General features: G+C 62.8%; 18 protein-coding genes. 5 read left to right on the forward strand and 13 right to left on the reverse strand.

All coding sequences use genetic code 11. From position 1 onward, the window contains the following. Window positions 1–85 precede the first annotated feature (85 nt). The 3 genes from J4G38_RS23010 to J4G38_RS23020 all read left to right on the forward strand — a co-directional run bounded on the left by J4G38_RS23010 (window position 86) and on the right by J4G38_RS23020 (window position 4,332). The gene (locus J4G38_RS23010) at window positions 86–1,414 is read left to right on the forward strand and encodes a replication-associated recombination protein A (RefSeq protein WP_210521377.1); all 1,329 of its coding nucleotides are present in this window, start codon (window positions 86–88) and stop codon (window positions 1,412–1,414) included. 204 nt (window positions 1,415–1,618) lie between these two features. Continuing rightward, on the forward strand, window positions 1,619–3,394 hold the full coding sequence (sppA, locus tag J4G38_RS23015) for a signal peptide peptidase SppA (RefSeq protein ID WP_210521376.1): 1,776 nt from the start codon (window positions 1,619–1,621) through the stop codon (window positions 3,392–3,394). A 116-nt stretch (window positions 3,395–3,510) separates the two neighbouring features. Beyond that, a complete protein-coding gene (locus tag J4G38_RS23020) occupies window positions 3,511–4,332 on the forward strand; it encodes a purine-nucleoside phosphorylase (RefSeq protein ID WP_210521375.1) in 822 nt (273 codons plus the stop codon). A 6-nt stretch (window positions 4,333–4,338) separates the two neighbouring features. Here the strand turns inward: J4G38_RS23020 and J4G38_RS23025 are convergent, their stop codons facing one another. The 4 genes from J4G38_RS23025 to J4G38_RS23040 form a co-directional block, all read right to left on the reverse strand. Continuing rightward, complete coding sequence (locus J4G38_RS23025; RefSeq protein ID WP_210521374.1) at window positions 4,339–5,199, reverse strand: DUF4249 domain-containing protein; 861 nt, start codon at window positions 5,197–5,199, stop codon at window positions 4,339–4,341. Window positions 5,200–5,286: 87 nt separating this feature from the next. Further along, complete coding sequence (locus J4G38_RS23030; protein ID WP_210521373.1) at window positions 5,287–7,644, reverse strand: TonB-dependent receptor; 2,358 nt, start codon at window positions 7,642–7,644, stop codon at window positions 5,287–5,289. Between the two features lie 106 nt (window positions 7,645–7,750). Further along, the gene (trxA, locus tag J4G38_RS23035) at window positions 7,751–8,065 is read right to left on the reverse strand and encodes a thioredoxin (protein ID WP_210521372.1); all 315 of its coding nucleotides are present in this window, start codon (window positions 8,063–8,065) and stop codon (window positions 7,751–7,753) included. Window positions 8,066–8,221: 156 nt separating this feature from the next. Then, window positions 8,222–8,677 carry a hypothetical protein gene (locus J4G38_RS23040; protein ID WP_210521371.1) on the reverse strand — a complete coding sequence of 152 codons (456 nt, stop codon included), beginning with the start codon at window positions 8,675–8,677 and terminating at the stop codon, window positions 8,222–8,224. A gap of 548 nt (window positions 8,678–9,225) precedes the next feature. On the opposite strand from J4G38_RS23040, the gene J4G38_RS23045 reads away from it, so the two are divergent. Continuing rightward, complete coding sequence (locus J4G38_RS23045) at window positions 9,226–10,284, forward strand: DUF6687 family protein (protein WP_210521370.1); 1,059 nt, start codon at window positions 9,226–9,228, stop codon at window positions 10,282–10,284. 86 nt (window positions 10,285–10,370) lie between these two features. Here the strand turns inward: J4G38_RS23045 and J4G38_RS23050 are convergent, their stop codons facing one another. From J4G38_RS23050 to J4G38_RS23090, 9 genes are all read right to left on the reverse strand, one after another. Beyond that, entirely contained in the window at window positions 10,371–14,090 is a 3,720-nt protein-coding gene (locus J4G38_RS23050) for an AAA family ATPase (RefSeq protein WP_210521369.1), read from the reverse strand. A gap of 82 nt (window positions 14,091–14,172) precedes the next feature. Continuing rightward, entirely contained in the window at window positions 14,173–14,637 is a 465-nt protein-coding gene (locus J4G38_RS23055; RefSeq protein ID WP_210521368.1) for a hypothetical protein, read from the reverse strand. An 81-nt stretch (window positions 14,638–14,718) separates the two neighbouring features. Beyond that, window positions 14,719–15,978: an exonuclease subunit SbcD gene (sbcD, locus tag J4G38_RS23060; protein ID WP_210521367.1), complete on the reverse strand. Its 1,260-nt coding sequence runs from the start codon at window positions 15,976–15,978 to the stop codon at window positions 14,719–14,721. Between the two features lie 43 nt (window positions 15,979–16,021). After that, window positions 16,022–16,636, reverse strand: a complete 615-nt coding sequence (locus tag J4G38_RS23065) for a S1 domain-containing protein (protein WP_226163720.1) — start codon at window positions 16,634–16,636, stop codon at window positions 16,022–16,024. 123 nt (window positions 16,637–16,759) lie between these two features. Beyond that, complete coding sequence (locus tag J4G38_RS23070; protein ID WP_210521365.1) at window positions 16,760–17,242, reverse strand: hypothetical protein; 483 nt, start codon at window positions 17,240–17,242, stop codon at window positions 16,760–16,762. Between the two features lie 123 nt (window positions 17,243–17,365). Next, complete coding sequence (locus tag J4G38_RS23075) at window positions 17,366–17,719, reverse strand: Imm32 family immunity protein (RefSeq protein ID WP_210521364.1); 354 nt, start codon at window positions 17,717–17,719, stop codon at window positions 17,366–17,368. Window positions 17,720–18,029: 310 nt separating this feature from the next. Further along, on the reverse strand, window positions 18,030–19,409 hold the full coding sequence (locus J4G38_RS23080; protein WP_226163722.1) for an MBL fold metallo-hydrolase: 1,380 nt from the start codon (window positions 19,407–19,409) through the stop codon (window positions 18,030–18,032). Between the two features lie 139 nt (window positions 19,410–19,548). After that, entirely contained in the window at window positions 19,549–20,013 is a 465-nt protein-coding gene (locus tag J4G38_RS23085) for a hypothetical protein (RefSeq protein WP_210521363.1), read from the reverse strand. Window positions 20,014–20,182: 169 nt separating this feature from the next. Next, complete coding sequence (locus J4G38_RS23090; protein ID WP_210521362.1) at window positions 20,183–20,623, reverse strand: hypothetical protein; 441 nt, start codon at window positions 20,621–20,623, stop codon at window positions 20,183–20,185. Between the two features lie 248 nt (window positions 20,624–20,871). Between J4G38_RS23090 and J4G38_RS23095 the strand changes: the two genes are divergently transcribed. Then, window positions 20,872–22,437 carry an amino acid permease gene (locus J4G38_RS23095; RefSeq protein ID WP_210521361.1) on the forward strand — a complete coding sequence of 522 codons (1,566 nt, stop codon included), beginning with the start codon at window positions 20,872–20,874 and terminating at the stop codon, window positions 22,435–22,437. Window positions 22,438–22,471 lie beyond the last annotated feature (34 nt).

Raw genomic sequence — 22,471 nt, forward strand, 5'->3', positions numbered from 1 at the left:
GGTTCGCGTCCCCCGCGCCGGTTGCAATCGTTGAAACGGCGCGGGGGACGCGAACCACAAAGTTCGCGCTACTTCGCTACTTCCCATGGCCTCCCTCTTCCCCGACGACGAACCCACCGCCTTCACCCCCCTGCCCGGCCCCGGACCCGACGCCCCCCTGGCCGAGCGCCAGCGTCCCCGCCGCCTGGCCGACTACGCCGGCCAGCTGCACCTGGTGGGCGAAACCGGCGTGCTGCGTCGCTATTTGAACGCCGGCCGCCTGCCCAGCCTCATTCTGTGGGGCCCGCCCGGCGTGGGCAAAACCACCCTGGCCCACCTGCTGGCCAGCGAGCTGAAGCAGCCATTCTCGGCCCTGAGCGCGATTAATGCCGGCGTGAAGGACGTGCGCGACGTTATCGAAAAAGCCCGGCGGCAGCGCGGCACCGTCCTTTTTATTGATGAAATCCACCGCTTCAGCAAGGCGCAGCAGGATGCCCTGCTGGGCGCGGTGGAGCACGGCACCATCACCCTGATTGGGGCCACCACCGAAAACCCGTCGTTTGAGGTGATTCCGGCGCTTTTGTCGCGCTGCCAGGTGTATGTGCTGGAGCCGCTGAGCGCGGAAACCCTGCGCGGGCTGGTGCAAAAGGCGTTGACCGAAGACGCGGCATTAAAGCAAAAAAAGGTGAAGCTGGTGGAAGACCACGCCCTGCTGGCCCTCAGCGGCGGCGATGCCCGCAAGCTGCTCAACCTGCTCGAAATAGTAGTGCAAAGCACGCCGCCCGACAAAAGAGGCGTCATCCAACTCACCGATGCCGTGGTGCAGGAAGTGGCCCAGCGCCCGCTGGCGAAGTACGACAAGGGCGGCGAAATGCACTACGACGTGATTTCGGCCTTCATCAAAAGCATGCGCGGCTCCGACCCCAACGCCGCGCTCTACTACCTGGCCGTGATGCTGGAAGGCGGCGAGGACGTGAAATTTATTGCCCGGCGCATGCTCATCCTAGCCTCCGAAGACATCGGCAACGCCAACCCCAACGCCCTGATGCTGGCCACCAGCTGCTTCCAGGCCTGCACCGTCATCGGCCTGCCCGAGTCGGACCTCATCCTGGCCCAAACCGTGATTTACCTGGCTACTTCGGTCAAGAGCAACGCGGCCTACCTGGCCATTCGGGCGGCGCAGGCCGAGGTGAAGGCCAACGGCGTGCACCCCGTGCCCGTGCCCCTGCGCAACGCCCCCACGCGCCTCCTGAAACAGCTCGGCTACGGCAAAGAGTACGCCTACTCGCACAACGGCGAGGGCAATTTCGAGGAGCAGGAGTTTCTGCCCGATGCCCTGAGCGGCACCCGCTACTACGCGCCCGGCCAGAATGCCAGTGAGGCGAAAATCCAGGAGCGCCTGCGCGGCTGGTGGGGCGAGAAGTACGGCTACTGACCACAGATTTAACGGATTTCAACGGATGGAAACGGATTTTTTGTGGTTCCAGAGATAAATGCGCGCTATCGTAATAAACCCGGAAGCCAAACGATACATGCGCTGTAACTTGCCAGCCGGTTGGGTTCTAGGTGGTGCAGGTGATAATGACGAACCACAAAAAATCCGTTTCCATCCGTTGAAATCCGTTAAATCTGTGGTCCTATGCGTCAGTTCTTAAAATTCGTACTTGCCACCATCGTGGGGCTGGTCGCGTTCAGTTTCATTGGTTTTTTAATCATGGCCGTCATCATCGGGGCGGCCGTGAGCAGCGACGACCACAAGGACGTGGCCGCCAATTCGGTGCTGGAGCTCAAGCTCAACGAGCCGCTGAATGAGCGCGGGCGCGACAGCCGGTTCGAGGCCTTTGGGGGCGGCGGCGGCACCACCGGGCTGGTGGAGCTGAAGGAAGCCATTCACCGGGCCAAGGGCGACGACGACATCAAGGGCATTTTGCTGAACCTGGGCATCGTGCAGGGCGGCATGGCCTCGATGGAGGAAGTGCGCGACGCGCTGCTCGACTTCAAGAAGGGCGGCAAATTTGTGGTGGCCTACCACGAAGTGTGCTCCGAAAAGAGCTTCTATCTGTCCTCGGTGGCCAACGAAATCTACCTGCACCCGCAGGGCACACTCGAATTCAACGGCCTGAGCACGGAGGTGATGTTCTACAAGCGCCTCTTCGCCAAGGCCGGCATCGAGCCCTACATCTTCCGCGTCGGCTCCTTCAAAAGTGCCGTGGAGCCGTTTTTTCGGGAGAACTTCTCCGACTCAGCCCGCTTCCAGACGGTGTCGTTCCTGAACTCCATCAACGGCTACATGATTAAGCAGGTGGCCGACGCCCGCCACATCGAGCCGGCCCGCCTCAAGGTTATTTCGGATTCGATGCTGGTGCACAACGCCCCCGATGCGCTGCGGCTGCACCTGGTCACCAAACTCGGCTACTTCGATGAGGTGCAGGACTACATGCGCGGCAAGCTGGGCCTGGCCAAAAATAAAAAGCCCAACCTGGTGAGCCTGAGCGACTACACCGACAGCGACAAAGCCGACGAAAAAGACGGCAAAACCAGCGGCAACCGCATTGCCGTGATTTACGCCGAGGGCGATATCGTGACCGGCAAGGGCTCGGACGACAACATCGGCAGCACCAAGTTTGCCGAGGCTATCCGCAAGGCCCGGCTCGATGACAAGGTGAAGGCCGTGGTGCTGCGCGTGAACTCGCCCGGCGGCTCGTCGCTGGCTTCCGACGTGATTTACCGCGAGGTGCTGCTGACCAAAAAAGTAAAGCCGATTATCGCCAGCATGGGCGACGTGGCGGCCTCGGGTGGCTACTACATCAGCATGGCCTGCGACACCATCGTGGCCCATCCGAACACCATCACGGGCTCCATTGGCGTGTTTGGCGTGCTGCCCAACATCCAGCCACTGCTGGCCGACAAGCTCGGCATCACCGTGGACCGCGTGACGACCGGCAAGTTTTCGGACCTGCCCACCATCACGCGCCCGCTCTCGGATTTCGAGAAAAGCGTGTTGCAGGGCGAAGTGAATAATATCTACGCCGACTTCACCAGCAAGGCGGCCCTGGGCCGCCACATGCCCGTGGAGCGCCTGCGCCGGCTGGCCTCGGGCCGCGTCTGGAGTGGCATCGAAGCCAAGAACAACGGCCTCGTGGACGTGCTGGGCGATTATACCGACGCCCTGAAAATTGCCGCTGCCCGTGCCCACCTCAAGGCCGATGACTACCAGGTACAGCGCCTGCCCCGCCAGCGTTCTGCCCTGGAAAGCATCATGGCCCGCTTCGGCGGGGGCGACGATGCCGAAGTAAAAGCCCGCGCTATTAAGGCCGAGCTGGGCCCGCTGTACCCGGCCTACGCGCAGTACCAGCAGCTGCTCCAGATGAGCGGCGTGCAGGCCAGGATGCCGTATATTCTGGACATCAAGTAACTTTTTCTGAGCACCCGCAGCGCGAACCGGGCAGGTCGCGTCCCCGCGCCGTTAGGATGTTCCCACGGCGCGGGGACGCGACCTGCCCGGTTCGCGCTACTTCATTCCACGCCTCCATGTTGAACCGCCTCCGCAAAGCCGCTGCCTACATTCAAAACCAGACCAGTGATTTCCAGCCCGAAATCGGCATCATCCTCGGCACGGGGTTGGGCGCGCTGGCCAAAGAAGTTGAAGTAGAGCACGAAATCAACTACGCCGACATTCCGAACTTCCCGCTTTCGACGGTGGAAAGCCACGCCGGCCGGCTGCTGCTGGGCCGCATGGGCGGCAAGAAAGTAGCCGTGCTGCAAGGCCGCTTTCACTACTACGAGGGCTACACCATGGAGCAGGTGGCCATGCCGGTGCGCGTGCTCCGGCTGCTGGGCATCGGCCGGCTGCTGGTGAGCAACGCGGCCGGCGGCCTGAATCCGGACTTCAACATTGCCGACCTGATGCTGATTGACGACCACATAAATCTCCAGCCCGGCAACCCGCTCATCGGCCCCAACCTCGACGAGCTGGGCCCGCGCTTCCCGGACATGTTTGCCCCCTATGATGCCGACCTGCTGGCCCGCGCCGAAGCCGCCGCCCAGGCCCTGGGCCAGGCCGGCACCACCCGGCGCGGCGTGTACGCGAGCGTGCCCGGCCCCATGCTCGAAACCCCCGCCGAATACCGCTACCTGCGCATCATCGGGGCCGATGCCGTGGGCATGAGCACCGTGCCCGAGGTTATTGCCGCCCGGCAACTCAATTTGCCGGTGCTGGCCGTGTCGGTTATTACCGATTTGTGCGCGCCCGGCCACCTGAAACCGGTGGTGCTGGCCGACATTTTCGCCGCTGCCGCCCAGGCCGAACCCCGCCTCACGGCCCTCATCAAAGCTGTGATAACGGGGCTGTAGGCTCGGTTATTTCGGGAGAATCTTCGTGGCTGTGGTGGCGCTCAGCACCGTGAAGATGCCGATGCCGCCCCGCACGTTGCCGTAGATGGCCGAGGGCTGGGCGAAGGGGTTGCCGTTGGCCCCACGGGCGTCGCTGACCGACTTGCGGAAGCGGAAATAAGTTTCGTCGGTGTGGTAGAGCGTGGCCGTGACGGTGTCGCCGGGGTAAAAGCGGTAGCTGGTGCCCACCACAAATTCCTGGCCGTTGAGCAGCCGGTCTTCGAAGGAATTGTCCACTTCGGGCCGTTTCAGGAGCACGCCGCGGGCGGGGTCGCCCTTGTGCAGTTGCAGGCGGTAGGCATCGTCGGGCGTGCTGGGGTCGCGGAAATTGGTGAGGACGTAGGCCTTGTGCTCGGCACCGGTTTTGTCGTTGAACTTGTAGTTCATCGAATCGATGGGCACGGGCGCCAGCATGGTGGTGGTGCTGGTGGCGTGGCGGCCCTGGGTGTCGCGCACGTCCAGCGTAAATACGTCGCCGGGGCGGGCCACCAGCGGCACGCGGCCAATGTGGGAGTGGAATTTCACCCCCGTGGTGTCAATCAGGGCCTGGTAGTTGGGCGAGAAGGTGAGGGGCACGGGCGTGCCGTTGGGCATGGTAAGCGTCACAGTCACGTCGGTGGGCACCTGCGGCAGCACGGTGCTCAGGTAGGGCACCGAGGTGGTGACGGCCAGGCTCGGCACCTTGCCCGGCTCCAGGTAGCACTCCACCGCCAGCTCGGCCGAATAGGTGGGCAGCGGCACGTCGATGTTGTTTTGCAGCTTGCCGCAGCCGGCCAGGGCCAGCAGCGGCACACCACCCAAAACAAGCCAGTTTATCTTCCTTTTCATACCTGATTCAGTCAAAAATCCCTGTAAAAGCCTCGCCGGGCCAGCCACAAAATCCGTGAAATCCGTGAAATCCGCGCTAATCCGTGGTCAGAACCGAAAATTGTACGTCAAGGAAGGAATAACCGGGAACAGCGACACCTGCTGGGCCCGGAAGCCGGTGATGCGGTCGGTGGCTTTGTCGCGCACCGTCTCGAAAAACACGAAGTAGGCGTTGCGCCGGTTGTAGGCGTTGTAAATGCTCAGGGTCAAATCCTGATTGAGGCGGGCCCCGATTTTATACACCACGCCAAGGTCGAGCCGGTGGTAGGGGATGAGCCGGTAGGAGTTGCGGTCGGGGTAGATGGGCACCGGGCGCGGGTCGATGCCTGTGCTGGAGCCCGGAATGTCCTGCACGCCAAACCGGCCCAACGGCAGCGTGGTGAGGTTGCCCGACGTGTAGATGAAGCTGGCCGTGAGGTCGAAGCGGGCGTTGAGCTTGTGCAGCACCACCACGGTCAGGTTGTGGCGGCGGTCGTAGTTGGGGTGGAAATCCTGGCCGTTGTTCACGCCGGTGGTGCCGCGCTGGGGCTGGAAATTGCGCCAGCTCCAGGCCAGGGTGTAGCCAATCCAGCCGGTGGTGCGGCCGGTTTTCTTTTCCAGATACAGCTCGTTGCCGTAGGACCAGCTCTTGCCAAAAATGAATTCGGCGTCCAGCTCCGGGTTCACAAACAGCTGCGCGCCGTCCTTGAAATCGACCTGGTTCCGGCCCCATTTGTAGTACACCTCATCGGTGAGCAAAAACTTGCCCCGGCCCAGCAGGAAGCTCACGCCGCTGCTCACCTGCTGCGAGCGCTGGGGCATTACGGACAGGCGCGAGGGGTACCAGATGTCGGTGGGCAGCGTGGCTCCGGAGTTCGTGACCAGGTGCACGTACTGGTACATCAGCGCGTAGTTGAGCTTGAACGAGGTGCGGTCGTTGAGCGAGTAGCGGGCCGAGGCGCGGGGCTCCAGGCCGCCGTACTGGTCGCTGCCGCTTCGGAAACCGGTGAGGCGCAGGCCGCCTTCGAGCTGCAGCTTGTCGGACGCTTTGTAGTTGTCGGAAGCGTAGAGCGCGCCCTCCAGGCCGTAGTAGTTCACGTCGGCTCCGAAGTTGATGCGGCCGTCGCCGGAGTTGGCATCCAGCCGGCCCACCCCAAACTTGTGCTGCGTGAGCATCGCCCCAACCTTGATGAGGTGCCGGTCGTTGGGCGTGTACTCGAAATCGGTGCGCCCGGTGTAGTCCCGAATGCTGGAGCCGAGCGTGAAGCTGAACTGGTCGAGCTTGTTGGTCAGGTTGTACTGGTAGTCGGAAATCGAGGCCGTGGTGTTCACGAACAGCTTGGGCGAAAACACGTGGTTCCAGCGGGCCGTGCCGATGGTGTTGCCCCACTTGAAGGTGAAATTGAAGCCGCCCGTGCTGCTAAAACCAAATATATCGCGGCCCAGGTAGCCCGTAAAAAACAGCTGGTCTTTGGCGCCCAGCGTGTAGTTGGCCTTGGCATTGAGGTCGTAGAAATAGTAGTCGGGGATGGGGCTGTAGTCCTCCTTGCCCTCGTTGGCTTTGTTGAGGGCCCGCGTGAAAATGTCGAAATACGTGCGCCGCCCCGACACGATGAACGAGCCTTTGCCCTTGTTAATCGGCCCTTCGTAGGTGAGGCGCGACGAAATCAGGCCGATGCCGCCGGTGGCCACGTAGTGCTGCCGGTCGCCCTCGCGCAGCTTCACATCCACCACCGACGAAAGCCGGCCCCCAAACTGCGCCGGGAAGCCCGATTTGTACAGGTCCACGCTCTGCACGGCGTCGGGGTTGAACACCGAAAACAATCCGAACAGGTGGTTGGGGTTGTATACCAGTGCATTGTCGAGGAGCACCAGGTTCTGGTCGGCCGAGCCGCCGCGCACAAACAGGCCGCTGGTGCCTTCGCCGCCGCTTTGCACGCCCGGCTTTAGTTGCAGGGTTTTCAGGATATCGACCTCGCCAAACAGCGCCGGCAGCAGCTTGGCCTCGTGAATGCTGAGGTGCTCGACGCCCATTTGCGTGGTTTTGAGCTTCTGCTCCAGCGTCACGGAGCCTTCCACCACCACTTCGCCCAGCTCGTTGCCGCTTTCCTCCAGCGCGAAGCTGAGGCGCTGGTTTTTGGTCAGGTTCAGGTCGCGGGTGATTTGCTGGTAGCCGATGAAAGCCACCACCAGCTGGTGCTTGCCGGCGGGCAGCCTCAACGAAAAATGCCCCAGCGAATCGGCCGCCGTGCCGGTATTCAGAGCCGGCACGGCCACGCTGGCCCCCGGCAGCACCTCGCCGCGCCCCCCGCGCACCGTGCCACTAATGGTGAAACGGGCCAGCTCCTGGGCCCACGCCAGGCGCGGCCAGCTCAGCCCTAACAGCAACAGCAACAAATAATAGCGCGCAGCGGAAAAAGCAACCATATGGCACAAGTCGGGGAATACGCAAAGGTAGCGCCCTCCCCAACGCCTGCGCCGGCCGGATAGTTTGCCCGCCCCGGCCATTGCCGGCCCCCCCGCAGCCCGGCGGCTAATTTTTGCCCACGAACGGCTGGAGCGCCTGCGTAATCTGGGCCGCCGGCACCACGCCCGCCTGCCGCCACACCGGCTGCCCCTGGTGGAACAAAATCAGCGTCGGAATGCTCTGCACACGGTATTGCTGGGCCACGGCCTGGTTGCGGTCCACGTCAATCTTGATGACGCGCAGCTTGCCGCCGTACTGGGCGGCCACTTGCTCCAGAATGGGCGCCATGGTTTTGCAGGGGCCGCACCAGGTGGCGTAAAAATCAACCAGCACGGGCATGCCGGGGCTGTTGATGAGTTCGGGGAAGGATTTGCGTGGCACGATGATGCGAAAAAAGATGAAAACCTGCGGCCCCGGCCCGCCGCGTGCCCCAACCTGCCGGGGCACTCGTCCTTAAACGAAAAAAGCCCGGCGCAAGGCCAGACTTTTCGAGTGGGATGTCAAATTCGTTTACCGAAACGGGGCCTTTTAGCTCCCTTACTTGTTGATAACCGTTACGTCGTTAGCTACATCGGGGAACGTAAAGTGCCCTCCCACGGCCTTGGCGCCTTTCACCCGGCATTCCCAGGTGTAGCGGCCGGGGGTGGGGTTTGCCGCCTCGCCGGCTTCGCTCTTGAAATACTGCGGGTCGGAGGGGTCGGTGGGAAAAAGGACATCCACACCGGTCTGGCCTTTGGCCAATTCTTTCACGAGGTAGTAATCTTTGCCCGTGCGCTCGCTGTGCACGATAAACGTGGCCGAGTAAGCGCCCAGCTGACCGTATTTGTCCAGAACGCCCAGCTTGATTTGCGCCGTGGTGCTCACCATCCACGTTTGGGCGTGCACCGAAGGAGCAGCGCCAAGCAGCAGCAGCAGCACGAGCACGCCACCTATTCGCTGGGCAAAGGAGGGTTGTTTGAGTGTCGATAATACAGAAGGTACAATTGTCATCACGGGTGAAAAACTAAAAAGGTGAAAATTTAAGATTAAAGTGTAAGCTAGGCAAGTGTAGAGAAATAAGCACATGGCCTGCCAAGATAGTATGCTAGCAGTCAATCCGCAACTCGTACCAGCCAATACCTGTAAGTAAAGTAAATCCAGCGAGTCTTAAATCGGTCCATTTTGTTACGTATGGCAATGCTTCGTTCCCAATCGGTTGGGTGGCCACCCGGCAATTTGATTTCTCAATTCGAGCCGCAATGTGGCCTGTGTGAGCGGCCGGTGCAAGCCACCTCACGCCACCCCTGGCGCCGCGCGAGGAAGGCGGCAAGCACAGTCCCATCGTCGAATTATGCCAGTCCTGCCACAGCAGCGTTCATCGTTTTCTGAGCAACTGCGACCTGACCCGCCGCTACCCCACCGTGGCGTCCCTGCGGCAAGCCGGAGAGCTGCAGACCTGCCTCCGCTGGATTCGGCGGCAGCGCGTGGAGCGCATCAGCAACCGGCGCGCCCGGCGCTGATTTTTTTCGGGTGTTGACGGGCCGGCGGCCGACCTTTGCCGCATGAACCGCTATTTCGTGCCCTTTGCGCAGCTTCGGCAGCAGCCCACCATTCTGGTTGATAGCGTCGGGATTGGCGCGGTGCTCACGCTGGCCCATTGGCGCGGGGCCAGCACCCCGGTTGACCTGCGCGACGACACCAGCGCTGGTTCAGCGCTGCGGGCCCTGCACCACTCTGAAACACCGGGCCTGGATGCGGCCGCCGTCACGGCCAATCATTTTGACGTGGATGGCTTCATCGGCGTGTGGGCTTTGCTGCACCCGGCGCTGGCCCGGCAGCACGAGGAATTGCTGCGCCTGGTGGCCGTGGTGGGCGATTTTCGGGAAATTGACTTTGCAAATCCCTTGGCCGATGCCGCGCTGCAGCTGGTGTGCTGGCTGAACGCCGAGGAAAAAGCCCGCTTCTACGAGCCCTTCGGCGCTCCCGCCCGGCACCGGCGCGAGGACGAAGCTTCGGCCGAAAAGTTTGCGTGGTTTTTGCCGCGCTTCGCCGGAATCCTACAAAATCCTGAAGCTGGCCGCGCCGCCTGGCAGCCGGAATTTGAGCGGGTGAAGCAAGCAGGCACCGCAATGCAGGCACCGCTGACGACGTGGCGGCGCTATCCGGAAATCGGGCTAGCCGTGGTGGAAACGTCCTTGCCGGGCCCGTACTATGCGCTGTTCGGCCCCACGGCCGGCCTCGACATCATGCTGAGCCTTTACGACGGCCACCGCTACGAACTGGAATACAAGTATACCACTTGGGTTGACCTGGCCAGCCGGCCCACGCTGCCGCGCCTGGCCCTCGCGCCATTGGTGGCCCGGCTGAATACGCTGGAAACCAGCAGCCGCACCTGGGCCGCCGATGGCATCACCGACACCGGCCCGCTACTGCGCCTCACCGGAAAAAAACTGTCCAAAGCCGAGCGCTACGCCGACCCCGACGGCCGGCCGATTTATGCTTCCACCATCGCGCCGGAAGTAATGGAGCGGGAAGTGCGGGCGTTTTTTCAGGCTGGCTACGCGGGAATTCAGCCCCGGAAATACTGGACCTGGCCCGAGGTGAAGGCGGCCGGGCAGTAGCGCGGACTTTGTAGTCCGCGTCCCCACGCCGTTAGGATTGTTTGGGTTTCCGCCGGGGACGCGGACTGCAAAGTCCGCGCTACTGGCTACACCGCGCAGCTGGTTTCATCACCCAGCACGTTCACGACGTGTACGGTGCTGTTGCCGCCCGCGCCGGGCCGCACCCGAATCTGGGTGCCGATGCGGTCCTTAAGGTCGGAGACGTGGGAAATGATGCCAATCATCTTGCCCGAATGCTGGAGGCGCTCCAGCGCATCGAGGGCCGTGTTGAGGGCGTCGGGGTCGAGGGTGCCGAAACCCTCGTCGATGAACAGCGACTCGATGCGGGCCTTGTGGCCGGCCAGCTCGCTCAGGCCCAGGGCCAGGGCCAGGCTCACCAGGAAGCTTTCGCCGCCCGAGAGCGAGGCCATGGGCCGCACCGTGTCGGCCTGGTCGTGGTCGATGATTTGCAGCTCCAGGTTGCGGTTGGGCGTTTTGAGGATGGTATAGCGGCCGGTGAGCTGGCGCAGGCGCAGGTTGGCCAGCCGGGCCAGGTGCGTGAGCGTGAGGCCCTGGGCAAACTGGCTGAACTTATCGCCCCGCGCCGAGCCAATCTGCTCGCTCAAATCCTGCCAGCGCTGCTCTTCCTGCTGGCGTACCTGCAATTCGAGCAAGCCCTCGGCCTGCAGCTGCCGGGCGTCATCGTCCTGCTTCAGCTGGTTGCCCACGGCCCCCAGCTTCTGCTGCAGAATATCGTCGGCCGCCGAAAGTGCCTGAAGCTGGGCCGTGAGCTCGGCGGTGTTGAGAGGGGTGAGGCCGGCCTCGGCGTGGCGCTGCTGCTCGGCGGTGAGGGTGGTGAGGAGGCGGGCGGCGGCGGCCTGGGCCGTGAGGCGGTCCTGACGGCGCTGGTGCAGACGCTCGGCTTCGGCCGGGGGCAGTAGCAGCGCCTGGGCCTCGGCGGCGCTGGCAAAGCCGGCGGCAGCGAGGGCGGCAGCCAGCTCGGCCTGGGCTTCGGTGTGGGCCTGCTGGTGGGCGGCAAACTGCGTTTGCAGCGCAGTCTGGGCGTTTTGCTGGATGGCCAGCTCTTGCTGCTGCCGGGCGCGCTGGCTTTGGGCGCGTTGCAGGGCCTCAGCCAGGCGCAGGGTGTGCTCGCGCAGCTGCTCGGCTTTGGCGGCTGGGTTGGGGCCGGCGTAGTACGCGGTGCGGGCGGCCTGCTGCTGCGTAAGGGCCAGCTGCTCGGCTTCGAGCGCGGCGGCGGCGGCGGCCAGTTTCGTGCCCTCACGGGCCTGCTCGTCGGCGCGGGTTTTATGCTGCGAACTGCGTTCCAATAGCTTTTCACGTCCAGTAGCCAAGGCAGCGCGCTGGGCTTCGTAGTAAGCGGCCCGGTCGGTGAGCGTGGCTAAAAGGCCGTCGTAAGGCGGTTTTGCGGGCAGTGCCAGCTGATGAGGCTGCAAATAGTCCCGGATGGTGCTTTGGTAGATTTCGGCCTGCTCGTGCCAGTAAGCCAGCTCTTTGGTCAGCTTGGCCAGCTCCAGGTCCGCAATTTCCTGCCGCTCCAGCAGCTTGGGAATCTCGCGCTGGGCGGCAATGGCGGCTTCCCCGGCCTTGGTGTACTTGTCGCGCAATTCGGACAGCTTCTCATCCAGCACCGCGAGGCGTCGGCGCGCCGCCAGGGCGCTGGCCTGGTAGGACGTAGCCGCGTCGAGCAATTCGCGCACCGCCGCCGGGTCGGTCGGAGCAGCCGCAACGGGCACTAGCGCCGCGGCCAACGCCTGAGCCTGTTGGCGGGCGGTTTCGGCCGCGTCGGCGGCTTGCTGGCGCTGCTGGTGGCGCTGCTGCTGCTCGGTCTGGCGGCGGGTGAGGGCTTGCGAGGTGGTGCGCAATTCAGTATCCAGCGCCGTCAGGGCCAGTTGTTGGGCCGCTACACGCTGTTCCTGCTCATTGGCCTCGGCTGCAAAATCGGCGGTGAATACGTGGTCGACGGCCCCGCAGAGCGGGCAGGGCTGCCCGTTCTGCAACTGGTGGCGGTGGACATTGAGGTCGGCCAGGGCTTGCTGGGTGCGCAGCTCGCGCCGGTAGCTTTCGAGCAGCCGTAGCCCATCGGCCCGCCGGGTTTCGAGGTGCCCAAACGCCACTTCAGCCGCGGCCAGGGGAGGAGCGTCGCGGCTGATTTCGGCGTCCAGCGCCTCCGTGCGGACCTGCTGCTCGTGCGCGGCTTCAGCTTTGGGCAAGAGCTGCTGCAGCCCTTGCAGATGCGCGGAGAAGTCGTCGGCGCGCTGGGCCAGCTCGGCGGGCGTAGTGTCCTGAAGCAGGGCGTCGCGCTCGGTGCGGCAGGGCTGGCCCTCGTCCTTAATGGCCTGCTGCCGGGCCACGGCCTCCGCTTCGAAGCGGCGCTGCCGGCTGAGGTCGTCGCCGGTTGCTTGCTGGGTTTTGAACAGCTCTTCGCGGCGGGCTTCCCGCGTGGCAATTTCCTTCTGGGCCGCTTGCAGGTCAATGATTTCACGGTCCAGCGTGATAATCTGACTCTTCAAGTCTGCTTCCTGGCTGTGCGCGATGAGCCAGCTATCCAGCGTGGTTTGCTGGTCGGCCAGCGCTTGCAGCTCCCGCGCCTGCAGCTGCCAGGCGGCCTGGGCCTGCTCGTGCGCCCCCAGGTCCTGCTCGTACCCCGCGCGGTTCTTCCGCAGCTGTTGCTGCGCCGTGGCAATTGCCGCGTCCTGCGCCCGCGCCTCCTCCAGAATGGGCCGCAGGCGGTTTTCCTCGGCCTGCGCGGTCAGATGGGCGGCCGTGGCAGCGGCGTGGGCGGTTTCGGCGGCGGCGGCGGCTTCGCTCAGGCCGGGCAGGGCCTGGGCCAGCTGGGCCAGCTGCCCGGTGTTGCTAAGCAGGGCTTTGTGGGCCACTTCGGCCAGGGCCAGGGGCGTGGCCAGCTCCCTGGCGTTGGCGCGCAGGTGGCCCGCCAGCCGGGCAAATTCGGGTTGCAGGGCGTCGTCGGCGCAGCGCAGGGCTTCTATTTCGCGGGTGGTGTCGCGCAGCTGCTTATCCAGCTGGTCCAGGATGGTGCGCCAGGTCAGGCAAATGGTCAGCTCCTGCTCTTCCTCGTGGTACTGCTCCACCTCCTCGTTCAGCACATCGAGCCGCGCTTCCAGCTCCGCCCGCGCTTCCGCCGTCAGCAGCCGGGTGGCATCCAGCTTGGCGCACAGCAGCCTGGTCTTCAGCTCTTCCTCCTTGGCTTTTTCAAACGCCGCTACCGAGAGCCGCGAATAGATGCCCACGTTGGTCATCTTCTCCAGCAGGGCGCTGCGCTCCTTTTCCGGCGCGTGCAGGAAGCGCGCAAACTTGCCCTGGCTCAGCAGCACCGACTGCTCGAACTGCCCAAAATCCAGCCCCGAAAGCTCGCTCACCCGCGCCGGCACGGCCTCTTTGCCGGTGATTATCGCAATGTTGGATGGGCTGAGCACCAGCGTCATGGCGTCCTGGCCGAGGCCGCCCTTGTCCTCGCCGCGGGTTTTGCGCTTCACTTCCCAGCGCGAGCGGTAGCGCACGCGGTCCACCGCGCCGGTGTCGGGGTTGGTTTCGTGGACTTCGAATTCCACCTCCGAAAAAGCGTCCTTGGCGTGGCGGCTCACCATCTCACCCACCTGGCGGTCGTGGCGCGGCACCCGGCCGTAGAGGCCCACCGAAATGGCGTCGAGCAGCGTGCTCTTGCCCGCCCCCGTGGGCCCGGTAATGGCAAACAGCCCCGTGTCGGCCAAGGGCGTTTCATCGAAGCGAATCAGGAACGGACCAGGCAGCGAGTTCAGGTTAGCGAAGCGGACGCTGATAATTTTCATGGCATAAACTTACGCCCGCCCCCACCAGGGGCAGGCTGGCGGGCGCGGGTGCAGAGGAAATAAAATGAGTGGGGCCGCCGGGCTATTTGCCCGGCACGGTGCCGGCGGCAGCCCGCTGGCGGCGCGCATCCTCGGCCAGGTAGAAGGTGGCTTCCTGCTGATAAGGCTGCAAGTCCCAACGCGACTGCGCGCGGGCAAGGTTCACAATCGCCGTCTGAATGGCCGTGCGCTGCTCCGGCGTGCACAAGGCGTTGGTCGAGTCGGCCACCAGCGCCGTGTGGAAGCGGTCCAGCTGGGTTTCCAGGGCCGTCACCTGTTCGGCCCCTTTCTTGGGCAGCTGCTCGGCCGGGGTGCGCTGCATCGGAAACGACTGGCCGCGGTAGGTGCTGGTGGCCAGGGCCGGGGCGGCGGCCTTTTTATTGCCGGCCATGCGGGCCACGCCCAGGCCGGCTGAGATGCCGTGTATCAGGTTGGCCTGAGCCTGAACTTCTTGCGCCGTTCCCAGCAGCGCCACCAATGCAAAAGCGGGCAGTAATACTTTTTTCATGGTAGAAATGATTGGATACAAAAGTCAAAATTAGCGCAAAAATGCGTTGCGCACTATCGCCGAAATGCGTTCTCAGCCCTGCTATTCGGCCGTGCCGGCCCACGCCTGCGGGTCGGCTTCGGCCAGCAGCTGGCGCAGCTCGCCAAACGTGGCGGTGAGGGCGGCGGCCCGCTCGGGCGGCAGGCCCGCCACGCGCCGGCCAAAAACCTCGTCCACCGTCAGCTCGTGCAGCAGGGCCAGCGGGGCGGTATCGGCGGCCAAGTCGGGGGCTTCGGTGGCGCGCTGGTGGCGCACGCCGCGCGGGGCCAGCACCTGGGTCTTCTGCAGCTGCAGCACGGCCTGCACCCGGCGCTGCACCTCGGCGGAGGTTTCGTCGGAGCGCACCAGCACATCGGCCCAGGCCACCAGCGGAAAGGCCGAGTTGTCATAAGCCAGAATGTCGGCCTCCACCTCCTCCAGCGTGCCGTGGAAGCGCTGCAAGCGCCGCGCCACCGGCACCGGCAGGCTGGTAATCGTGGGCGCGCCCGCGCCCCTGAATTCCAGCAGCAACACCTGCTGCCGGTCGTCGGCTTCGGTGAAGGAAAGCGGCACCGGCGAGCCCGAGTAGCGGATGTGCGCCCGGCCGCCCACCACCTGCGGGCGGTGCAGGTGGCCCAGGGCCACGTAGTCGAACGCGGCCGGGAAATGCTCGGCCCCCACCAGCCCCAGCCCGCCGATGTGCACGTCGCGCTCGGCCCCTTCGCGGGCCTCGCCGCCGGCCGCGTAGAGGTGGCCGGTGGCCAGCACGGGCACGTCCTGCTCGCGCAGTTGCCGCACGGCGTCGCGGCCGGCCAGGGCGGCGTAGTGCCCGGCAATGCTCTGGCGAATGCGGAGTTGGCGGTCGTCGGGGCTTTCGCCGGCCACGGCCAACCGGATGTCGCGGTCGCGCAGAAACGGCACCGCGCACACCACCAGCCCCACCCGGCCGTTGGCCCCGTTCAGGTGCAGGATTTGCTCGGCCGGGTCGGTGGGCACGCCGCCCACTACGTGAATGCGCAGCTGCCGCAGCAGCTGCCGCGAGGCGTTGAGCATGGTGGGCGAGTCGTGGTTGCCGCCCACCACCACGATGTCGCGGCAGCCGGTGCCCTGCATCTTCACCAAAAAGGTATAATACTGCTCCTGCGCCGTGTACGACGGCGTTTGGGTATCGAAAACATCACCGGCCACCACCAGCACGTCAATCTGCTGGGCCCGCACCGTGAGCAGCAGCCAGTCGAGGAAAGCCTGCTGCTCGGTGGTGCGTTCCTGGCCCGTGAGGAAGTGCTGGCCCAGGTGCCAGTCGGCGGTGTGAAGAACGCGCATAAGCGGGTAGAATTACGATGGAAATTAACGTTGTCTGTTTTATTCAATCAGTTGACCAACCTAAGCCAACTTGCATATTATGCAATCTGAAATACGTAATTATACAGGTAATTAATTCGTCCTCCTGTGGCCATTTGGAATTGTCGTATGGCAATTTTTTGCCCAGATTAAAATCAGTATGGCCGATATCAATTAGCCCTGGGTAAGGGGATTGTAAATCAACAAATATTCCGCAAGGCATTGCTTTTTTTACTCTTCCTGTTATCACATTGCCCACTTTCAGTCCCTCGATGTAACGGTAGAAGCTTTTGAATTGCGCTATTCGTTCCGCACTTACGTCACTTGGCTTGGCACTTAGATATAGCGTACCATTAACGTAATTCGCAACGACCATATCAAGGCGAGTCCCAAGTGTGGGGATGAGTTCCTGACGAAAAACCGGATAGTCGTAGTCATCAAGTAAATTTTGATAGGGTAAGATGGCTTTAAATGCTAAATCGGTTTCTATTTCAATTTGGCAGCTATGAAAACCATCCACTAATTCATGCCATTTATAGCCTGATACAATCCCGGAAATAGGATGACCAACTTTATAAATAGTTCTTAACACTTCATACTCATTCATTGTCCCACTCTTACGTATAGTAATTAAAATCAATAGCTAAACGGGAAGTAGCGTGGACTTTCAGTTCGCGCTACTCAAAAGTACCGGTCTGGCCAATAACAAAAAGCCCCGGCTACCATCGGCAGCCGGGGCAAAGTAAGCCGAAAGGCCGGCTGCCTACGCCGCCGTCCCCGCCGGCTTGGCCGCGTCGGCGGGCGCGGCGTGGTCCACCACGTACTCCTTGGCCTTGGTTTCGTCCTCGAAGCGCCAGCCTGTGTTGCCGGCCGCGCACAGCTTCACCAGCTCCTCATACAGGGCATTGGCGGCCTCGATGCGGGCATCGGTGGCGGCCTGCCGCTCGTTTTCGGCCTCCTTGCCGGTGGTCAGCTCCTCCACGAAGTTGGCGTTGTTGGTTTCCACCGCGTCCAGCAGCTCCTTGGTCAGGCCCACGCCGGCGTAGTCGGCCAGGTACTTGCGGCCCTGTTTCACCACCACGGCCCCGGCCAGGTGCAGCACGGCCTCCGTCGCGTTGGCCACGTTGGCCGCCCCAAACCGCTTGTAGGCGGCCGTGCACGGGTCGTCCTTCAGCTCAATGCGGGCCATTACCTGCTGAATGCGGGTCATCAGCGCATCATGCCCGGCGGTTTTTTCCTCGTTCACCCGCCAGCAGGGTCAGGCGCGGCCCAACGGCCGATTATGCCCGGCAGTTTTTTCCTCGGTCACCCGCTGGCGCGCGTCTGCGACGCGCTGCCGCCTGGGTTCGAGCCTGTGGCTAGGGCAGTGTTACTCCGATTTGTCTTTTGAAATATACTTGTCGTAAAACACGCCTGTTCCTTTCGCATCAAGTCGCCCAACAATTACTTCAACTGAGCTATTAGCCAATTCAACCCCTGGTCTCAAATGATAATGTTCTCGTGCGCCAACAGGTAAATATTTATCGTTAACTTTTTCTTGATTTAAGTCGGCAATCTCAAGGAGTAATTTAGCTAATGATTTCAGTCCTTCCGGGTTTCCGTGGATAAAGACTTCGTCCCATATGAATGTTTCTGTTTCTCCTTCGTTCTTTTCTTCATTATGAAAAACAACAATGTCTAAATGTCCTTGAATCTCGAATCCTCTGGTTCGTTTGTATTTCATGGGCTGGGGTGTTGCTTTAAGTAGTCAAGCAAAAGTAACCGTCATGCAGAGCGCAGCGAAGCATCTCGCTCACATCGTTTAACGATTGATTTACTACCACAAGCGAGATGCTTCGCTGCGCTCTGCATGACATTCTGTTATTCGTTTACTTTTGCACGAGTACTTAAATGACACATGATGTTTGGGGGCCCGCTATTGGTAAGCATCAAAAGCAGCGGGTATTCGCTCAAAGCCAAGTATGCTTGCCGCTCTACTGGCGAAGATGAACGCGTCAGCAGCGGCAAACATATCGAGCCCGTGACCGCAGGTACTAATGCACCGCCTGCTTCTGAAATGCCGTCACGGCCTCGCCTAAATCCAGCACCTGCGCGCCGGGCAGCGCGGCTTGCACGATGCTGGCCCCGGCGGCCGAGCGGTAGCCACCGGCGCAGTGAATCAGAATGGGCTTGTCGGCGGGGATTTCGTGGGCGCGCTCGCGCAGCTCGGGCAGCGGGATGAGCAGAGCATTTTCGAATACCGGCACTTTGGTCTCGGCCCGGTTGCGGATGTCGACGATGGTGAAGGCTTCGGGGTGCAGGCGCACTGCCTCCACATCCACGGTGGAGGAGGTGGCGGGCAGGGCGGTGGGGGCCAGCAGGGCGCCTTTGATGTTGCCCTCGTAGCCGATTTTGGCAGTTTTGCGCACCACGGTATCCAGCGCAATCTGCGAGTCGGCCAGCAGGTAGAACTTCTCGGCGGGGCCGACGACCGAGCCCAGCCAGGTTTCGAACTTGCCGCCGTCCTGCAGGTTGAGGGCACCGGGCAGGTGGCCGGCGCGGAATCTGGCCGCCGGGCGGGTGTCAATAATGAGCACACCCGGCTCCAGGGCGGCGGTGCTGCCGGGGTGGGGCACCGCCCGGATGCTGTCCTCGAAGCTGGGGGCGCCCAGCTTGTTGAGCTTCACGTCGTGGCCGAAATACTTGGGCACGAAGGGTTGGTCTTCGAGCAGAACTTTGATGAATTCGTCCTGCGACATGGGTTGCAGGGCATAATTCGTTTTCAGCTCCTTGGCAATAGTGGAGTCGAGGTCGGGGCTGGTGGTTTTGCCGCAGAGTGAGCCGGGGCCGTGGGCGGGGTACACCTTGGTGCTGCCGGGCAGGGTCATGAGCTTGTTGCGGGTGCTCTGGTACATCTGAGCGGCCAACTCCTCGCGCTTGTGGCCGCCCACGGCTTCGTCCTCGCGCAGGTCGGGCCGGCCCACGTCGCCCACAAAGAGCGTGTCGCCGGTGAATACGGCGCGGCTCTGGGCCAGGTCGTCCATGAGCAAAATACTGATGCTGTCGGGTGAGTGGCCGGGGGTGTTGATGGCGTGCAATTCGTAGGTGCCGAGCTTGATGCGGTCGCCGTCGTCGAAATTGCGGTGCGGGTATTTGGCGCCCACCAGCTTGCTGCAATAGATGGGAGCCTCGGTTTCTTCGGCAATTTCCAGGTGCGACGACACGAAATCGGCGTGCGGGTGCGTCTCGATGATGGCGATGATGCGGGCCTCGTGCTCGTCGGCAAAGTCGTAGTAGGGCTGGGGGTCGCGGCCGGGGTCGATGATGGCAATCTGGTGGCCGCAGCGCACGGCGTAGCTGGCGTGGGCCAGGCCTTTGTCGTAAAACTGCTGGATTTGCACGGCCGAGGCCGTGCTACTGGGGAGGGGAGGCATGGGGCGGGGTGGTTTTTAGCCGGGTGGTTTGGCCAAATATAAGCAAGCGGCCGAATGCAGGAGATGGTTCAGCTTGGCCCGAAACATGAAAAAGCCCCAACCGGAGTGGTTGGGGCTTTGTACTGGGGCGCTGGGGCGGTTAGGCTTTGGCTTTCGTCTTGTCCTTACCGTGGCCGTGGTGTTCGGCCTTCATCTTGTCGAGCTTGGCGTATTGCTCGGGCGTGAGGATGGTTTTGAGCTGGGCCTCGTAGCGGTCGTGGGCGGCCTTCATGGCGGGGCGGCCGGCGGTTTTATCGGCCGCGTACTTGGCTTTGAGGGTGGTGTTTTCCTGCTCGTGGTCCACCATCAGCTTTTCCACTTTGGCTTCCTGGTCGGCGGTCAGGCCGAGGTCTTTGGCCATTTTGGCGGCTTTGTGGTCGGCTTTCTGCGCAGGGTTTTTGTCTGCCATTTTACCGCCTTTGCCGCCGCTCTTGGCCGCCAGGTTCTGGTGCATAGCGTTCTGGTTGGCGTCGGAGCCGGTGGTTTTCACGGCGGGAGCTTGGGCGAAGGCAGTGCCGGCGGTGGCCAGGGCCAGGGCTGCCAGCAAGGTGAGGGTCTTTTTCATGAGGTAACTAAGTGAAGAGAAGATGGCGGGTGGTGGAATGGCAGCCCGTGAAGGTTGGCCGCTGAAAACGGCATTGCAAGGGTCAGGCCACTTTTTAGAAAAGCAAAAGCCCCGTCCAGCTTAAGTGGTACGGGACTTTTGCGAAGTGGCCAGGCCACCGGCCACCGGCTTAGTTAGCAGGCGCGGGCAGGGGGCCGCCGTTTTGCCGGCGCTCGCGCATCTTGTCGCGCTGCTCCTCCTGCATTTGGGTGAATTTGGTGAACTGCTCCGGCGTGAACACCCCTTTTATTTGCTCGTTGAATTTGGCCTGGGAGGCTTTGAGGTCCTGACCCATGCCACGCCGCCGGCCGCCGGTGCTCACTTGGGCGCGCATGGCCTGCATGTCCTGGCGCTGGGCCAGCAGAATGGGCATGAGCCGGGCCTGCTGGTCGGGGCTCAGCCCCAGTTCTTTGGTCAGGTACTGGGCGCGGCGGTCAGCCTGCTGGTCCGGCGATGGGCGCCCGGCGGCCGGGGCAGCCATGGCGGGCGGCGCCGGGGTGGCGGGAACCTGTGCGGCGGCCGAACCAGCGGCAGCAGCCAGCCCGGCGAGGAGTAGGAGGGACTTTTTCATAAGGTATAAAGATAGGAATGTGGGGGTTAGATATCGGCCGCCAAGCCAGGTTTAACGCCGCGGGGTGCGGCCGGGCGGGGCCACCGCCACGCCACCCCGCGGTTCAAACCGGGACCAACGCAAATTTGCTGCCTATATTTCGGACCCGCCGCTGACTCCGGCCGGGTTTCTAATTCCCGTTGGCAACGCAGGGGCTCGTCCTACAGCTCTTTTTCTTTCACTCTTCTTTCTTTATTTACACCTGACTCATGGCAAGTATTTTCGCCAAAAAACCGCTGGCCGTGCTCCTGGGCGAGGCCAGCTCCACCGGGCACGGCACCCTGAAGCGGACGCTGGGCGCGGGCAACCTCGTGGCGCTCGGCGTGGGCGCCATCATCGGGGCGGGCCTGTTTGTGCGCACCGCCGCCGCCGCCGCCCAGGCCTCCGGGCCGGGCGTGACGCTGGCTTTCATCGTGGCCGCCATCGGCTGCGTGTTTGCCGGCTTGTGCTACGCCGAGTTCGCGGCCATGATTCCGATTGCCGGCTCGGCCTACACCTACGCCTACACCACCATGGGCGAGTTCGTGGCCTGGGTTATCGGCTGGGCCCTGATTATGGAATACGCGCTGGGCGCGGCCACCGTCAGCATTGCCTGGAGCGAGTATTTGAACAAACTCCTGGAAGTATTTGGGACGAGTATCCCGTATAATCTCAGCCATTCGCCCTTCGAGCACGCCGTGGTGAATGGCGTGACGCAGCACGGCTTCATCAACCTGCCGGCCCTGCTGGTCATCGTGGCGCTGAGCCTGCTGCTGGTGAAAGGCACCCAGGAATCGGCCATCTTCAATGCCGTGGTCGTGGTGCTAAAAGTAGCCATCGTGCTCGTGTTCATTGCCGTGGGCTGGCAGTTTATCAACCCCGCCAACCACACGCCCTACCTCATCCCGGCCGACCAGGCGCCCATTGGCCCGCACAGCTACTCCGATTGGAACAAGCACGGCTGGGGCGGCATCCTGGGCGGCGCGGCCATCGTGTTTTTTGCCTTCATCGGGTTCGATGCCGTGAGCACGGCCGCGCAGGAAGCCAAAAACCCCAAGCGCGACATGCCCATTGGCATTCTCGGCTCGCTGGCCATCTGCACGGTGCTCTACATCCTGTTTGGCCACGTGCTGACGGGCGTGGCTTCCTGGCGCGAATTTGCCGACCCGGCCCTGGGCGGCGAGGCCTCGGTGGCTTACGCCATTCGGGCGCACATGCCCGGCTACGGCTGGCTGGCCACGGCCGTCACGGTGGGCATTCTGCTCGGCTTCACGTCGGTTATCCTGGTGATGCTCATGGGCCAGAGCCGCGTATTCTTCTCGATGGCCAAGGACGGCCTCATGCCCAAAGCCTTTTCGGAGCTGCACCCGCGCTTCAACACGCCCTACAAATCCAACCTCATGCTGATGGTGTTCGTGGGCCTGTTCGCGGCCTTCGTGCCCGGCTCGCTGGCCGGCGATTTGACCTCGTTCGGCACGCTGCTGGCTTTCGTGCTCGTGAGCATTGGCATCTGGATTATGCGCCGCTCCGACCCCGCGCAGCCCCGGCCGTTCCGGGCGCCCCTCTCGTCGCCCAGCTTCCCGCTGGTGCCCATCCTGGGGGCTGGCATCTGCCTGCTGCTCATCTTCGCCCTCGACGCTTTCACCCTGAAAGTGGCCTTTGGCTGGATGTTCCTCGGCTTCATCGTGTACTTCCTCTACGGTCGCAACAATTCCAAGCTCCAGCAGGGCATTGTGGTGGTGCCCACCGAAATGGACGAAGAAGCCTTCATCAAGCCGGATAGCCGTAACCTGTAGCCACCGCTATTGCGCGGGGCGCAATGCCAACTAA

Origin of the sequence: Hymenobacter terricola (assembly GCF_017921975.2) — a bacterium.
In the GTDB taxonomy this organism is placed as follows: Bacteria; Bacteroidota; Bacteroidia; order Cytophagales; family Hymenobacteraceae; genus Hymenobacter; species Hymenobacter terricola.

Bases quoted from the DNA above. Each gene is read 5' to 3' on its own strand.
- J4G38_RS23045 (WP_210521370.1), top strand. From the start codon at position 9,226: ATGAACCGCTATTTCGTGCCCTTTGCGCAGCTTCGGCAGCAGCCCACC.
- J4G38_RS23020 (WP_210521375.1), top strand. From the start codon at position 3,511: ATGTTGAACCGCCTCCGCAAAGCCGCTGCCTACATTCAAAACCAGACC.
- J4G38_RS23030 (WP_210521373.1), bottom strand. From the start codon at position 7,644: ATGGTTGCTTTTTCCGCTGCGCGCTATTATTTGTTGCTGTTGCTGTTA.
- J4G38_RS23095 (WP_210521361.1), top strand. From the start codon at position 20,872: ATGGCAAGTATTTTCGCCAAAAAACCGCTGGCCGTGCTCCTGGGCGAG.
- J4G38_RS23055 (WP_210521368.1), bottom strand. From the start codon at position 14,637: ATGAAAAAAGTATTACTGCCCGCTTTTGCATTGGTGGCGCTGCTGGGA.
- J4G38_RS23025 (WP_210521374.1), bottom strand. From the start codon at position 5,199: ATGAAAAGGAAGATAAACTGGCTTGTTTTGGGTGGTGTGCCGCTGCTG.
- sppA (WP_210521376.1), top strand. From the start codon at position 1,619: ATGCGTCAGTTCTTAAAATTCGTACTTGCCACCATCGTGGGGCTGGTC.
- J4G38_RS23010 (WP_210521377.1), top strand. From the start codon at position 86: ATGGCCTCCCTCTTCCCCGACGACGAACCCACCGCCTTCACCCCCCTG.
- J4G38_RS23085 (WP_210521363.1), bottom strand. From the start codon at position 20,013: ATGAAAAAGACCCTCACCTTGCTGGCAGCCCTGGCCCTGGCCACCGCC.
- sbcD (WP_210521367.1), bottom strand. From the start codon at position 15,978: ATGCGCGTTCTTCACACCGCCGACTGGCACCTGGGCCAGCACTTCCTC.
- J4G38_RS23050 (WP_210521369.1), bottom strand. From the start codon at position 14,090: ATGAAAATTATCAGCGTCCGCTTCGCTAACCTGAACTCGCTGCCTGGT.
- J4G38_RS23075 (WP_210521364.1), bottom strand. From the start codon at position 17,719: ATGAAATACAAACGAACCAGAGGATTCGAGATTCAAGGACATTTAGAC.
- J4G38_RS23080 (WP_226163722.1), bottom strand. From the start codon at position 19,409: ATGCCTCCCCTCCCCAGTAGCACGGCCTCGGCCGTGCAAATCCAGCAG.
- J4G38_RS23090 (WP_210521362.1), bottom strand. From the start codon at position 20,623: ATGAAAAAGTCCCTCCTACTCCTCGCCGGGCTGGCTGCTGCCGCTGGT.